The sequence below is a fragment of the Streptomyces fractus genome (assembly GCF_049844455.1).
Taxonomy (GTDB): Bacteria; Actinomycetota; Actinomycetes; order Streptomycetales; family Streptomycetaceae; genus Streptomyces; species Streptomyces fractus.
In genome coordinates, this window is record NZ_JBMYHI010000002.1 from 6,605,316 (window position 1) to 6,619,916 (window position 14,601).

Genomic DNA, 14,601 nt, shown 5'->3' on the forward strand with positions numbered 1-14,601 from the left:
GCACAGGGAGTGTCGGGCCCAGGGTGGGAGGCGTGCATGTTGTATGGAGAAGTTTGCGCTGGCTGCCCGGGGCTCTGGCCCTCGGGCTCCTTCTGCTGTGTGCCGCGACGGTCGACAGGCCCGGGCCCGAGCGCTTCGCTGCCACGGCCCGTGGCGAGCTGCCGCCCTCCGCGGTGCCGGCGAAGCGGGTCGCGTCGGTGGGCGACCGCGTACCGGTGGCGCGCCCCCGGATCGTGCCGCGTTCCCGGTGGCTCGCGGGAGCGCAGACGTACCACCGTGACGCGGTCCGCTACGGCGACCGCGTCAAGGCCGTCTTCCTGCACCACACCGACTCTCCGAACGACTACGACTGCGCGGACGCGCCGCGCATCATCCGCTACCTGTACGCGGGGCAGGCGGGCGGCGGCGCCTCGGGCGGCAAGGAGTGGGACGACATCGGCTACAACTTCCTCGTCGACCGGTGCGGCACGATCTACGAGGGGCGTGCGGGCGGCACCGGCCGGCCCGTCATCGGCGCCCACACGCAGGGCTTCAACCGGGACACGGCGGGGATCGCCGCGATCGGCACGTTCACCGAGGGCACCCCGGTGCCGAAGGCGATGACCGACTCGATCGCTGCCGTCGCCGCGTGGAAGCTGGGCCTGTCCGGGATCGACCCGCGCTCGCACGTGCGTCTGGTGTCCAGCAACGACCTGGCCCGCTACCGGACGGGCACGGCCCACGAGTTCTTCGCGGTGTCCGGGCACCGCGACGGCTACGAGACGTTCTGCCCCGGCCTCGCCCTGATGGGGAAGCTGCCCGAGATCAGGGAGCGGGCCGCGGCGCTCCAGCACCGCCGGTAGCGACCGGGTTCCGGCGCTACGCGGGCTTGAGCGTGCCGCCGCCGTCGAGCTGGTACTTCTTCCCGTGCAGGTCCGGGCTCGACGCCTTGTCGTACGTCACCGTGTGACCGTTGCCCACGATCACGTCGGAGACCTTCGCCCCGTCGGCCAGCTCGATGCTCTTCAGCCGCGAGTCCCCCGACACGGACCACTGCGTCTTGGCGCCGAGCTTCAGCGACGCCTCGCCCACGATCTTTCCGTCCAGGTCGGTGGAGCCGGCCAGGTCGAGGGTGGCGGAGGAGCCCTTCTCCACGGACACGCTGCCCTTCAGCTTCTCGCCGTTCGCCCGGAACGCCGCCTTCCCCTTGTCCGTGACCCGCAGCAGCTTGCCGTCCTTCGTCTTCACGTCGGCGCCACCGCCCAACTCGATGTCGGCGTCGGCCTGTTGGACCGCGAAGATGTCGCCGTCGGTGGCCTGGACCGCCCCGCCGGTCATCCGGTACGAGGTCGCGCCGTCGCCGCGCAGGACCACACCGCCCGCCGCCGCGGACGCCCGGACGTCCTTCAGGGTCAGCGAACCCCCGGCCTCCACGGTGAACGCCTCCGAGTTGGCCAGGTCGAACAGCGTCTGCGCCAAGGACACGTCGCCCGCCGTCTGCACGCCGGGCGACCCGCAGCCCGCCGAGGTCATCGTGCCGCCGGACACCGTGACCTTCCCGCCGCCGGGCCCCACGGCCACCGGTGCCGCCTGCGCGGCCGTGGTGTCGATCTCCACGTACGTCAGGTCGAGCGCGCCGCCGTGCGCGGCCGCCACACCGTGCGAGGAGGCGCCGTGGGTGCGGATGCCGGCCGAGCTGAGCGTGGCCTTCGTGCCCTCGCCCGAGGCGAACACCGCGATCGCGCCCTTGTTCTGGGTGGACATCCGGCCGCCGGACATCGTGAACGTGCCGCCGTCGCGGGCGAGCGCGGCCGCGTTGAGACCGTGCCCGTCGGACGCGGTGACGGACGAGGTGCCGCCGTGCTTGATGAACTTCCCGTCGCGCGTCGTCAGCTTCCCCGAACCGGACACGAGCAGCGCGGACTCGTCCGGCTTCGTCGTCTTGAACTCCTTCTGGGCCTTCGCCCGCACGGTCTTGTCGTCGACCGTGTACGCGGCCTTCGCGCGGGGCTTCGCGTCCGGGCCGTGGTCGTCGGCCGACCGGTCCGTCACACAGCGGGCGCCGCTCGCCGTCGCGGCGGGCGAGGCCGTGGGCGGCGGCTTGGTCGCGCTGTCGTCGTCGGAACAGGCGGACACCGTGACCAGCGTGGACACGGCGAGGGGCAGCAGTACGGAGGCGGTGGCCGCGGATCGGCGGTGTCCCTGGCGGCGCGGGAGTCCCGGGTTCTTCATGCGCCTACGTTCACACCTCACGCCCCGCGAGGCACGTCCGGGGTCCGCGTGGCGTCCGCGGCGGACACGAGAGGCGCGAAGACGAGCAGGGTCAGGTCGTCCCTGACCGCCCCGGCGAACCGGATGACGTCCCGCCACACCGCGTCCGTGAGCCCGGCCGGATCCTCGCCCGCGAACTGCGGAAGCCGGTCGGCGAGCGGATAGAACACCCCGTCCCGGTTCCTGGCCTCCGTCACCCCGTCCGACGGCGCGATCAGCCGGTCCCCGGGCCGCAGTTCCACCGTCAGCCGCTCGGGCGGCGCGACCTCCGCGAGGCCGAGACCGAGCGGCGCCCCCGACGGCACGTCCAGCTCGGTCACCCGCCCGTCGCGCAGCAGCAGCGGGTGCGGATGGCCGCAACTGATGAGGCGTACGACGGGCGCCTCGCCGGGGGAGGGGTCGGGGAACTCGAGCAGCACCGCCGTCGCGAACAGCTCCGCGTGCTCGTCCTCCGCCGTGTCCACCACGAGCCGCCGGTCGAGCCGCGCCGCCACGCCCTCCAGGTCCGGCTGGTCGAGCACTGCCTCCCGGAACGCGCCGAGCAGCCCCGCGACCGTGCCCACCGCCGACAGGCCGTGTCCCTGTACGTCGCCGACGACCGCCCGCACGCCGGTCGGGCCCTTGCGCACGTCGAAGAGGTCGCCGCCGACCAGGGCGCCGCGGTGCGCCGCCCGGTACAGGCCCGCGCAGTGCACGGAGCCCACCCGGTCGGGCAGCGGCGGCAGCACCGCGAACTGGGCGGCCTCCGCGACCGTGCGCACCGTGACCAACTGCTTGTCCCTGCGGCTGCGCACCAGGGCGATCGCCGTGCTGAGCACGGCGACGAGCCCCACCGTCAGCACATCACTGTCGCCGGGGCGTCCGAAGCCGGTGCGGGGCACTTCGAGGAGCAGGATGACGAAGCCGCCGTACAGGGCCGTGGCCACGGGACCGTACGACAGCGCGGCGAGCGGTGGGATGGCCGCGAGCGGGAACGCGAGCTCGAACCGGTATCCCGCCGGGGCCTGCAGCGCGTACAGGACCACGAGCAGGCCGACCGGCAGCCACCGTACCCAGCGCGGCGGCGGCGCACCGCGCAGCCAGGCGCGCTCCGCCTCGTCCCTTCGGCGCGCCGTGGGCCAGGTCATGCCGGCTTCGGCTCCCTTCGCGACGGTCGTTCCACCTCACCCTGCTACGAGTCGCCGCCCGTCGCACGCCGTGACCGCGCCGCGCCGGACGGCCTACAGGGGACGTCCCATCAGCACGTCGTCCACGTACGCCCCGTCGAGCAGGAACTCCGCGGGCAGCACGCCCTCGATGACGAAGCCCTCCGCCTCGTACAGCTTCCGTGCCGGGGTGTTGTGGCCGAGGACGCGCAGCGTGATCCGGCGCGCGCCCTGCCGCCGCGCCAGCTCGATCGCGCCCCGCACCAGGGCCCGGCCCGCGCCGCGCCCGCGGGCCGCGTCGGCGACCGCGAGCCCCATGATCTGCCGCACGTGCGCGTTCGCCGGCAGGGGCGTGGGGAGGCCGAGACGGACGTAGCCCACGAGCCGGCCGCCGAGCTCGGCGACGAGGTGGTCGCGCGGGCCGAAGCGCTCGTTGAAGAACGGTGAGGGCTCCGGGTCGAGCGCCTTCACCGCGTGCAGATACGACCAGGTCTCCCGGTCGAGGCGGTCGAGCGATTCCGCGTCCTCGGGGACGGCGAAACGTATGTGGACCTCGGAGTCCTTGGGGGCTGACATGCGGCCGACTGTACGACGGGCAGGATGGGCCCATGACACGTTTCGTGGTGGCGGGCGCCTCAGGGCTCATCGGCTCGGCCCTCGTCCGATCCCTGACCGACGACGGGCACGACGTGGTGCGCCTGGTGCGGCGCGCCCCACGGGCGGCGGACGAGGCCCGCTGGGACCCGAAGGAGTCGTACGTCGACACGTCCCGGCTCGCCGGCTGCGAGGCGATCGTCAACCTCGCGGGGGCCGGGGTCGGCGACCACCGGTGGACGGACGCGTACAAGCGGGAGATCCGCGACAGCCGGATCCTCGGCACGGGGACCCTCGCGCGGGCGGCGGCCGGCCTCGACACGCCGCCCCGCGTCTTCCTCAACGGCAGCGCGGTCGGCTACTACGGCGACACGGGCGCCCGCACGGTCGACGAATCGGCCCCGGCGGGCGACGGCTTCCTGCCCTCGCTGTGCGTCGAGTGGGAGGCAGCGGCGGCGCCCGCGCACCAGGCGGGCATCCGTACGGTGTTCGCCCGCACCGGCCTCGTCGTCGCGCGCGGCGGAGGCGCCTGGGGCAAGCTCTTCCCGCTGTTCAGGGCGGGGCTCGGCGGGCGCATGGGGGACGGTCGGCAGTACTGGTCGTACATCGCGCTCGCCGACCATGTGGCGGCGCTGCGGCACCTGTTGGACACGGACGGCCTGGCCGGTCCGGTGAACCTGACGGCGCCGCAGCCCGCGACGAACCGTGAGGTGACGGCGGCGATGGGGCGGGTCCTGCGGAGGCCTGCGGTGCTGCCGGTGCCGTCCTTCGCCCTGCGTGTGGCCCTCGGCGAGATGGCGGGCGACGTCCTCGGTTCAACCCGTGCGGTGCCCACGCGGTTGCTGGAATCCGGATTCGAGTTCACCCACCCGGGCGTGGAACAGGCGATTCGGGCGGCGTGACGGGACCGGCCGGACCTATCCGAACCGTGCTGTCAGGCGGGGGTACGTCCGGGCCATCACCCCGTCGTCCTCGAAGTCCAGAGGCGTGCCCTCCGGCTCCGGGGGAGCGGGGGCGAGGCCCAGGTCCGGGGCGACCACCCCGGTCAGCTGCTCGTACGCCTCGTCCGCCGCGTAACCGATCTCCTCACCGTCCCCGTCGACCTCCTCGTCGAAGTCGTCCAGGAGTTCCGCCAGCGAGTCCGGATCGTGCAGCGCCCCCTCGAACATCTCCCGGCCCTGGCCGATCAGCCAGCACCGGAAGTAGTCGAAGGCGTCGTCACTCGCCCCATCCAGCAGCACCCACGCCGCGCCCCAAAGGTCCCAGCGGTACGCCCGGTTGTACCGGGACTCGAAGTGCCGGGCGAAGTCGAGCACGAAGTCCGGATCGGACCGCAGCAGCCGCTCGACGAGCAGCTCGGCGTGGTCCTCGGGGTCGCCGCCCGCGGCCTCACGCGTACTGTCCACGATCTCCCAGAACTCGGTCTCGTCCATCACGGGACCAGCATCGGTCCTGTGCCCACGGGGCGCACGCCGAGCGCGGGAGCTGCTCCACTTCGTTATGCATGCACATGCCCACGGCACCCCCGGCCGGGCCGCGGCCCGCTCAGTCGTACCACCCCCGCATCCGCCGCGCGGCCAGCGCGAACCGCTCCCGCAGCGCCGCCGGAGCCACCACCTCCGCCTCCGGCCCGAGCGCCATGAGCTGCATGTACGCCACGTCCTCCGACTCGACCGGCAGTGTCACCGTCACCCGCCCCTCCGCGTCCGCCGCCCCCACCGGTTCCAGGGCCTCGCGCGCGGACGCCGGATCGACGGCGTACGGCAGTTGACGTATCCCGGCGGGGGTGAGCCGCACGACGACCTCCGACCGCAGCAGTGCCCGCGCGAACTGCTCCGCCCGCTCCTCCCAGAACGCCGGCAGGTCGAACGCGTCCTCCCCCTCGGCCCGCTCGAACCGCTCCTCGCCCGGCTCCACGGCCGTGAACCGGTCGACCCGGTACACCCGGAAGGCGTCCGCCCCGCGCACCGCCGCCGCCAGATACCAGACGCCCGCCTTGAGCACGAGCCCGTACGGCTCCAACTCCCGCTCCACATCGTCCATCTGGTCACCCGAAGCGCGGTGGTAGCGGACCCGCACCACCCGGTCCTCCCACACCGCCTCCGCGATCACGGGCAGCAGCTCGGGTGTCTGCGGCTCCTTGAACCAGCCCGGCGCGTCCAGATGGAACCGCTGCGCCGCCGTCCGCGGCGCGTCCCGCAAAGAGGGCAGCAGGGCCGCCGACACCTTCAGCTGCGCCGCCGACGCCGCGTCCTCGAGCCCCATCTCGCGCAGCGCCCCCGGCACCCCCGACAGGAACAGCGCCTCCGCCTCGCCGCGCGCGAGCCCCGTCAGCCGCGTCCGGTACCCGCCGACCAGCCGGTACCCACCGGCCCGCCCCCGGTCCGCGTACACCGGAACCCCGGCCTCCGACAACGCCTGCGCGTCCCGCGTCACCGTCCGCTCGGACACCTCGAGCTCGCGCGCCAGCTCGGCCGCGGTCATGGACGGCCGGGACTGGAGCAACAGCACCATCTTGATCAGGCGGGCAGCACGCATACGGCCATCATGAACCGCACCACTGACAACAGACCCCGCTCAGCTCTTGAAGCGCATCACCGAGAACGCCGCGCCCTGCGGATCCGCGAGCATCGCGAACCGGCCCGGCTCGATCGTCGTCGGCGCCACCAGGACCTGCCCCGACAGCTCCGTGCAGCGCTCGGCCACCGCGTCGGGATCGTCCACGGCCACGTACAGGTTCCAGTACGAGGGCACCTCGGGCGGGAAGTCGCCGGTCGACATGTCGACCATGCCGCCGAAGGGCTCGTCGGCGACGCTCCACTCCGTGTAGCCGCCGTCGCGCCGCGTCTGCGCGCCCCAGCCGAGCACCGACTGGTAGAAGTCCACCGCGCCCGCCCCGTCCCGCGTGAGCAGCTCGAACCAGCAGAAGCTGCTCGGCACGTTCACCACCTCGAACCCGGCGTGCTCCCGCGGCTCCCACATGCCGAACGGCGCGCCCGCCGGATCCTGGCAGACCGCGAGCCTGCCCTCCTCCTCGACGCCGATCGGGCCCGAGACGACCCGGCCGCCGTTGCCGCTCACGCGCGCGGTGACCGCGTCGATGCCGCTGGACTGGAAGTACGGCAGCCAGGCGGCGGGCTGACCGGGGCGCAGCACGGGGCCGACCCCGGCCACCTTCGGCCCGTCCGGGCTGTCGAGCGAGAACCGGCCGTGGCCGCCGACCGTGGGGTCGTCGGTCGACCGCGTGCGCCAGCCGAACAGGGCCTCGTAGAAGTACCGGGCCGCCTCGGGATCGGATGTCGACAGCTCGGCCCAGCAGGGCGCGGAGGGAGTCTTGGAGATCTTCATGGAGGTACGCCTCCCACAACGCGAACGGGCCCGGAGCAGACGCGTCCATTCACGCACGCGTGCCCCGCCCCGGCAATCGGGACGGGGCACGCACACGTACCTCTCAGATGGCCTTACAGGCCGTAGCGCTCGCGCGCCTCCTTCACGGCCGTCGCCTTGACCTCGCCGCGGCGGGCGAGCTGGGCGAGGGACGCGACGACGATCGACTCGGCGTCGACGCCGAAGTGGCGGCGGGCGTCCTCACGGGTGTCCGAGAGGCCGAAGCCATCGGCACCGAGCGAGGTGTAGTCCTGCTCGACCCACTGCGCGATCTGGTCGGGAACCTGGCGCATGTAGTCGGACACGGCCAGGACCGGGCCCTCGGCGCCGGCAAGCGCCTGGCGGACGAACGGGATCCGCTCCTCGCCGTTCAGCAGCGCCTCGTCCGCCTCCAGGGCGTCACGGCGCAACTCTGTCCAGGAGGTCGCGGACCACACGTCGGCGGCCACGCCCCAGTCCTCGGCGAGCAGCTGCTGCGCCTTGAGCGTCCAGTGGATCGCCGTACCGGAGCCGATGAGGTTGATGCGCGCGGCGTTCGCGGCCGGGGACAGGCCCGCGCTCTCCGCCGTGTTGAAGCGGTAGAGGCCCTTGATGATGGCCTCGTCGAGACCGTCCACGGCCGGCTTCGCCGGCTGCGGCATCGGCTCGTTGTAGACCGTCAGGTAGTAGAAGACGTCCTGGTCCTCGCCCGGCTTGGCCTCGCCGTACATCCGGCGCAGGCCCTCCTTCATGATGACCGCGATCTCGTACGCGAACGCCGGGTCGTAGGAGAGCGCCGCCGGGTTGGTGGCCGCGATCATCGGCGAGTGGCCGTCCGCGTGCTGCAGACCCTCACCGGTCAGCGTCGTGCGACCGGCGGTGGCGCCGACGACGAAGCCGCGGCCCATCTGGTCGGCGAGCTGCCAGAACTGGTCGCCCGTGCGCTGCCAGCCGAACATCGAGTAGAAGATGTACAGCGGGATCATCTGCTCGCCGTGCGTCGCGTACGACGTGGCGGCGGCGATGAAGTCCGCGAGCGAACCGGCTTCGTTGATCCCCTCGTTGAGGATCTGGCCCGACTCGGACTCCTTGTAGTACATGAGCTGGTCGCGGTCGACCGGGTCGTACGTCTGGCCCTTGGGCGAGTACAGACCGAGCGACGGGAACAGCGACTCCATGCCGAAGGTGCGCGCCTCGTCGGGAATGATCGGCACCCAGCGCTTGCCGGACGTCTTGTCCCGTACGAGGTCCTTCAGGAGGCGTACGAGCGCCATCGTCGAGGCGACGGACTGCGTGCCGGAGCCCTTGTCGAACGAGGCGAACGCCTTGTCCGCGGGCGCGGGCAGCGGCGCGAGCGGCTGCGTGCGGCGGGCCGGGGCGGGACCGCCCAGGGCGGCGCGACGCTCGGCGAGGTAGCGCAGCTCGGGGGAGCCCTCGGCGGGACGGGCGTACGGGACGACACCGTCCTCGAAGCGGCTGTCCGGGATCGGCAGGTCAAGGAGGTCACGCATGCCCTTGAACTCGTCGATCGTCAGCTTCTTCATCTGGTGGTTGGCGTTCTTGGACTCGAAGCCCTTGCCGAGCGTGAAGCCCTTCACCGTCTGCGTCAGGATGACGGTCGGCTTGCCCTTGTGCTCGACGGCCGCCTTGTACGCCGCGTACACCTTGCGGGGCTCGTGGCCACCGCGCGAGGTGTGGAAGCACTCGGAGATCTTGTCGTCGGACAGCACCTTCGCGAGCTCGATCAGCGCCGGGTCGGTGCCGAAGAAGTTCTCGCGGATGTAGGCGACGTCGCGCGTCTGGTACGTCTGGAACTGGGCGTCCGGGACCTCGCGCAGGCGGCGAAGGAGGGCGCCGGTGGTGTCGAGCTGGAAGAGCTCGTCCCAGGCGTTGCCCCACATGGACTTGATGACGTTCCAGCCGGAGCCGCGGAACTGGGCCTCCAGCTCCTGCACCACGCGGAAGTTCGGGCGGACCGGGCCGTCCAGGCGCTGCAGGTTGCAGTTGATGACGAAGGTCAGGTTGTCCAGACCCTCGCGGGCGGCGAGCGTGAGCGCCGAGGTCGACTCGGGCTCGTCCATCTCGCCGTCGCCGAGGAACGCCCAGACGTGCGAGTTCGACGTGTCCTTGATGTTCCGCGCCGTCAGGTAGCGGTTGAACCGCGCCTGGTAGATCGCGGACAGCGGGCCGAGGCCCATGGACACCGTCGGGAACTCCCACAGCCAGGGCAGGCGGCGCGGGTGCGGGTACGACGGCAGGCCGTTGCCACCCGCCTCGCGGCGGAAGTTGTCGAGCTGCTGCTCGGAGAGGCGGCCGTCGAGGAACGCGCGGGCGTAGATGCCGGGAGAGGCGTGGCCCTGGATGTAGAGCTGGTCGCCCGAGCCGTCGCCCTCCTTGCCGCGGAAGAAGTGGTTGAAGCCGGTCTCGTACAGCCAGGCCGCCGAGGCGAAGGTGGCGATGTGGCCGCCGACGCCGTGTTTCGAACCACGGGTCACCATCGCCGCCGCGTTCCAGCGGTTGTACGCGGTGATCTTGGCTTCCATCTCCTCGTCGCCGGGGAAGTCCGGCTCGGCGGCGGTGGGGATGGAGTTGAGGTAGTCCGTCTCAAGAAGCTTCGGCAGCGCCAGGCCGCCCGCTTCGGCGCCTTCCAGCGTCCGCCGCATGAGGTACGCGGCGCGGTGCGGCCCGGCCGCCTGGGTAACGGCGTCCAGGGAGGCCCGCCATTCGGCGGTCTCCTCGGGGTCGCGGTCCGGGAGCTGGTCGAGCTCGCTCGGCTGGATGCGCATGGGGTCGGTCATAGTCGCCGCACGCCTTCCTGAGTCGAAGGGGGTGGGGTGGGGGTGCCCTTTGTCTTTGGCAGGACAGGGCTGGGTCTCTGTGGAGGCCCGTCCGTGACTGTAACTCCCTGATCGATGATCGATCAAAGGATTCACCCCCAAAACCTCTTCAGATCAAGAAAGTCGGCACAGGGTGTCGCTCGTTTTTGTCGATCAGGGCACGGAGTGCCTGGTCAGAGCTGCGGACCGTGACGCCTCATGCGCGCGGCGCACATCCCAGGACGTGGGCCTTCACGAGGGCCGCGATCTCCGGGTCCCGCCGCCGGAACGCGGCGACGAGGTCCGCGTGCTCCTCCGCGTACGACTGCTGCACCGTGCCGAGCCAGCGGATGGACAGCGCGGTGAAGACCTCGATGCCGAGCCCCTCCCAGGTGTGCAGCAGCACCGAATTGTCCGCCGCCCGCACCAGCGCCCGGTGGAAGGCCACCGTGTGCCGCACCTGCGCGGTCCCGTCCGCCTCCTGGTCCGCCCTGTACAGCGCCTCCACGTGGGGCTCCAGGGCCGAGCAGTCGTCGGCCAGTCCGTCGGCCGCCAACTCGGCTGCGATGGCCTCCAGGCCCGCCCTGACGGGGTAGGACTCCTCCAGGTCCGCCGCGGAGAGATTCCGTACGCGCACGCCCTTGTTCGGCGCCGACTCGATGAGCCGCAGCGACTCCAGCTCCCGCAGCGCCTCCCGCACCGGGGTCTGGGAGACCTCCAGCTCGGTCGCGATCCGGCGCTCCACGATGCGCTCGCCCGGCTTCCAGCGGCCGCTGACGATCCCCTCGACGATGTGCTCGCGGATCTGATCGCGAAGCGAGTGGACGACGGGCGCGGTCATGGGGGCTCCTTGGCAGGGTGGACCCGGTGGGTCGGCGGGGACCCTTAGACAATACGGCCGCCGCCCTGGCCAGACGGGGTACGGCCGCGCATGCGACGGGTGATGCCGGTTACAGAGAGCGTTTGTCGGGGCGGGCTTCGGGGCGGGCTACAGAAGGGGGTGCCCGCCCGGGCGTGCCGCTACGCACGCGCGCGTGCACGACGGCGCCCCCGCCCGGAAAGCTTCCGGGCGGGGGCGCCGTCGTGCGACTGCCTGTCTTTACAGACCGAGCTCGGCGGTGAATTCGCCGGCCTCGAGGATCTGCTTGACCGTGGTCAGGTAGCGGGCGGCGTCGGCGCCGTCCACGAGACGGTGGTCGTAGGAGAGCGTCACGTAGGTCATGTCGCGCACCGCGATGGTGTCGCCGAGTTCCGGGTCGGAGATGACGACGGGGCGCTTGACGGTGGCGCCGATGCCCAGGATGGCGACCTGGTTCGGCGGGACGATGACGGTGTCGAAGAGGGCGCCGCGCGATCCGGTGTTGGAGATCGTGAAGGTCGCGCCGGACAGGTCGTCCGGGGCGATCTTGTTGGTGCGGACCTTGTCGGCCAGCTCGGCGGTCTTCTTCGCGATGCCCGCGATGTTGAGGTCACCGGCGCCCTTGATGACCGGGGTCATCAGGCCCTTCTCCGAGTCGACGGCGATGCCGACGTTCTCGGAGTCGAAGTAGGTGATGGTGCCCTCGTCGTAGTTGAGGCGGGCGTTGATGACCGGGTGGGCCTTCAGTGCCTGGACGGCGGCCTTGACGAAGAACGGCATCGGGGAGAGCTTGACGCCCTCGCGGGCGGCGAAGCCGTTCTTGGCCTTGTTGCGCAGCTTCATCAGCTTGGTGATGTCGACCTCGATGACCGAGGACAGCTGCGCCTGCTCGTGCAGCGCCTTGGTCATGTTGTCGGCGATGGCCTTGCGGATGCGCGGCAGCTTGACCGTCTGGCCGCGGAGGGGAGATGCCTCCAGGGCCGGGGACTTCGGCGCGGCGGCGGCAGCCGGGGCGGCGGCCGGAGCCTGGGCCTTGGCGGCCTCGGCGGCGGCGGTGACGTCCTGCTTGCGGATGCGGCCGCCGACGCCGGTGCCCTTGACGGTGGACAGGTCGACGCCGTGCTCGGAGGCGAGCTTGCGCACGAGCGGGGTGACGTAGGCGCCCTCGTCGGCCGGGGTGACCGGCGCGGCGGGGGTGGCCGGGGCGGCGGGCGCGATCGGGGCCGGCGCGGGGGCCGGGGCGGCGGGCGCGGGAGCCGGAGCGGCCGGGGCGGCGGGAGCCGCGGGGGCGGCCGGAGCCGGGGTGGGCTCGGCGGCCGGAGCCGGAGCCGGGGCCGGGGTCTCGGCGGCGGCCGGGGCGGCGCCCGGGGCGCCGATGACGGCGAGCTTGGCGCCGACCTCGGCGGTCTCGTCCTCGGCGACGGTGATCTCCAGGAGAACGCCGGCGACGGGGGAGGGGATCTCGGTGTCGACCTTGTCGGTGGAGACCTCGAGCAGCGGCTCGTCCTCGCCGACCTCCTCACCGACCTCCTTCAGCCAGCGGGTGACGGTGCCCTCGGTGACCGACTCGCCCAGCGCGGGCAGCACGACGTCGGTACCGGAGGCGCCACCGGCCGGGGCGGCGGGGGCGGCAGCGGGGGCCGGCTCGGCGGCGGGGGCCGGGGCCTCCTGGGCCGGGGCCGGAGTCGGCTCGGCGGCCGGGGCCTCGGCGGCGGGGGCGGCCTCGGCGGCCGGGGCACCCGAGCCGTCGTCGATGACGGCCAGCTCGGCGCCGACCTCGACGGTCTCGTCCTCGGCGACCTTGATGGAGGCGAGCACGCCGGCGGCGGGCGAGGGGATCTCGGTGTCGACCTTGTCGGTCGACACCTCCAGCAGCGGCTCGTCGACCTCGACGCGCTCGCCCTCGGCCTTCAGCCAGCGGGTGACAGTGCCCTCGGTGACGCTCTCACCGAGCGCCGGAAGGGATACGGAAACCGGCATGGTTTCGGTTGCTCCTTAACGATGTGCAATGCGCGGCAACGCAGTGCGGAAGTCTGTGGTGGTCGGTCGTCGCGCCCAGGTGCGACAGGGGCGTGGCTCAGTCGTGCGAGTGCAGCGGCTTGCCCGCGAGGGCCAGGTGCGCCTCGCCCATGGCCTCGTTCTGCGTCGGGTGGGCGTGGATGAGCTGGGCGACCTCGGCGGGCAGCGCTTCCCAGTTGTAGATCAGCTGAGCCTCGCCGACCTGCTCGCCCATGCGGTCGCCGACCATGTGGACGCCGACCACGGCACCGTCCTTGACCTGCACGAGCTTGATCTCGCCCGTGGTCTTCAGGATCTTGGACTTGCCGTTGCCCGCGAGGTTGTACTTCAGGGCGACGACCTTGTCCGCACCGTAGATCTCCTTGGCCTTGGCCTCGGTGATACCGACGGAGGCGACCTCCGGGTGGCAGTAGGTCACCCGCGGGACGCCGTCGTAGTCGACCGGAACCGGGTTCAGGCCGGCGAGCCGCTCCGCCACCAGGATGCCCTCGGCGAAGCCGACGTGCGCGAGCTGGAGGGTCGGGACCAGGTCACCGACGGCCGAGACGGTCGGCACGTTGGTCTGCATGTACTCGTCGACGAGGACGAAGCCGCGGTCCATCGCGACGCCCTGCTCCTCGTAGCCGAGGCCCTGGGAGACCGGGCCGCGACCGATGGCGACGAGGAGGACCTCGGCGTCAAAGGTCTTGCCGTCGGCGAGGGTCACGCGGACGCCGTCCTGCGTGTACTCGGCCTTCTCGAAGAAGGTGCCGAGGTTGAACTTGATGCCGCGCTTGCGGAAGGCGCGCTCCAGGATCTTGGAGCTGTTCTCGTCCTCGACCGGGACGAGGTGCTTGAGGCCCTCGATGACCGTGACGTCGGTGCCGAAGGACTTCCACGCCGAGGCGAACTCGACGCCGATGACGCCGCCGCCCAGGACGATCGCGGACTGCGGGACGCGGTCCAGCTTCAGCGCGTGGTCCGAGGAGATGATGCGGTTGCCGTCGATCTCCAGGCCCGGCAGCGACTTCGGCACGGAGCCGGTCGCGAGGAGCACGTGGCGGCCCTGGACACGCTGGCCGTTGACGTCCACGGACGTCGGGGAGGAGAGCTTGCCCTCGCCCTCGATGTACGTCACCTTGCGCGAGGCCACGAGGCCCTGCAGGCCCTTGTACAGGCCGGAGATCACGTCGTCCTTGTACTTGTGGACGGCGTCGATGTCGATGCCCTCGAAGGTGGCCTTGACGCCGAACTGCTCGGACTCGCGCGCCTGGTCCGCGATCTCACCGGCGTGCAGCAGAGCCTTCGTGGGGATGCAGCCGTTGTGCAGGCAGGTGCCGCCGAGCTTGTTCTTCTCGATCAGGGCGACGTCCAGGCCCAGCTGCGCTCCGCGCAGGGCCGCGGCGTAACCGCCACTGCCACCGCCGAGGATCACTAGGTCGAAAACGGTGCTGGCGTCGTTCGCCACGTCACGTCCTCCATGCATGTGCGCCGTACGCCGGTCTCCGACGACCGGGCGGCGGGGTGTTCGGCCGCTCGTTCTTCGGCCCTGGGTGAGGGCCCTGTCCTGCCG

12 protein-coding genes are annotated in these 14,601 nt (G+C 72.0%); 2 read left to right on the plus strand and 10 right to left on the minus strand.

Translation table 11 applies throughout. The features are described 5' to 3' along the window. Positions 1-53: 53 nt before the first annotated feature. Positions 54-842 (plus strand): peptidoglycan recognition protein family protein, encoded by a 789-nt coding sequence (locus ACP4E5_RS31870; protein WP_425834725.1) that lies wholly within the window; start codon positions 54-56, stop codon positions 840-842. Positions 843-858: 16 nt separating this feature from the next. On the opposite strand, the gene ACP4E5_RS31875 is transcribed toward ACP4E5_RS31870, so the two are convergent. From ACP4E5_RS31875 to ACP4E5_RS31885, 3 genes are all read right to left on the minus strand, one after another. After that, on the minus strand, positions 859-2,211 hold the full coding sequence (locus ACP4E5_RS31875; protein WP_425834727.1) for a hypothetical protein: 1,353 nt from the start codon (positions 2,209-2,211) through the stop codon (positions 859-861). Between the two features lie 17 nt (positions 2,212-2,228). Further along, positions 2,229-3,377 carry a PP2C family protein-serine/threonine phosphatase gene (locus tag ACP4E5_RS31880; protein WP_425834729.1) on the minus strand — a complete coding sequence of 383 codons (1,149 nt, stop codon included), beginning with the start codon at positions 3,375-3,377 and terminating at the stop codon, positions 2,229-2,231. A gap of 93 nt (positions 3,378-3,470) precedes the next feature. Next, entirely contained in the window at positions 3,471-3,971 is a 501-nt protein-coding gene (locus ACP4E5_RS31885; RefSeq protein WP_425834731.1) for a GNAT family N-acetyltransferase, read from the minus strand. 32 nt (positions 3,972-4,003) lie between these two features. Here ACP4E5_RS31885 and ACP4E5_RS31890 point away from each other — a divergent pair, with 32 nt between their 5' ends. Next, positions 4,004-4,891 (plus strand): TIGR01777 family oxidoreductase, encoded by an 888-nt coding sequence (locus tag ACP4E5_RS31890; RefSeq protein ID WP_425834733.1) that lies wholly within the window; start codon positions 4,004-4,006, stop codon positions 4,889-4,891. Between the two features lie 15 nt (positions 4,892-4,906). Here ACP4E5_RS31890 and ACP4E5_RS31895 read toward each other — a convergent pair whose 3' ends face one another. From ACP4E5_RS31895 to lpdA, 7 genes are all read right to left on the minus strand, one after another. Continuing rightward, complete coding sequence (locus tag ACP4E5_RS31895) at positions 4,907-5,422, minus strand: DUF4240 domain-containing protein (RefSeq protein ID WP_425841794.1); 516 nt, start codon at positions 5,420-5,422, stop codon at positions 4,907-4,909. A gap of 112 nt (positions 5,423-5,534) precedes the next feature. Next, positions 5,535-6,527: a helix-turn-helix transcriptional regulator gene (locus ACP4E5_RS31900; RefSeq protein ID WP_425834735.1), complete on the minus strand. Its 993-nt coding sequence runs from the start codon at positions 6,525-6,527 to the stop codon at positions 5,535-5,537. 39 nt (positions 6,528-6,566) lie between these two features. After that, positions 6,567-7,337 carry a VOC family protein gene (locus tag ACP4E5_RS31905; protein ID WP_425834737.1) on the minus strand — a complete coding sequence of 257 codons (771 nt, stop codon included), beginning with the start codon at positions 7,335-7,337 and terminating at the stop codon, positions 6,567-6,569. 113 nt (positions 7,338-7,450) lie between these two features. Continuing rightward, positions 7,451-10,153, minus strand: coding sequence for a pyruvate dehydrogenase (acetyl-transferring), homodimeric type (gene aceE, locus ACP4E5_RS31910; protein WP_425834739.1), 2,703 nt, complete (start codon positions 10,151-10,153; stop codon positions 7,451-7,453). Positions 10,154-10,388: 235 nt separating this feature from the next. Further along, positions 10,389-11,012, minus strand: coding sequence for a GntR family transcriptional regulator (locus tag ACP4E5_RS31915; protein WP_351342103.1), 624 nt, complete (start codon positions 11,010-11,012; stop codon positions 10,389-10,391). A 258-nt stretch (positions 11,013-11,270) separates the two neighbouring features. After that, positions 11,271-13,010, minus strand: a complete 1,740-nt coding sequence (sucB, locus tag ACP4E5_RS31920) for a 2-oxoglutarate dehydrogenase, E2 component, dihydrolipoamide succinyltransferase (protein WP_425834741.1) — start codon at positions 13,008-13,010, stop codon at positions 11,271-11,273. Between the two features lie 97 nt (positions 13,011-13,107). Continuing rightward, positions 13,108-14,496, minus strand: a complete 1,389-nt coding sequence (lpdA, locus tag ACP4E5_RS31925) for a dihydrolipoyl dehydrogenase (RefSeq protein WP_425834743.1) — start codon at positions 14,494-14,496, stop codon at positions 13,108-13,110. Between the last annotated feature and the right edge of the window lie 105 nt (positions 14,497-14,601).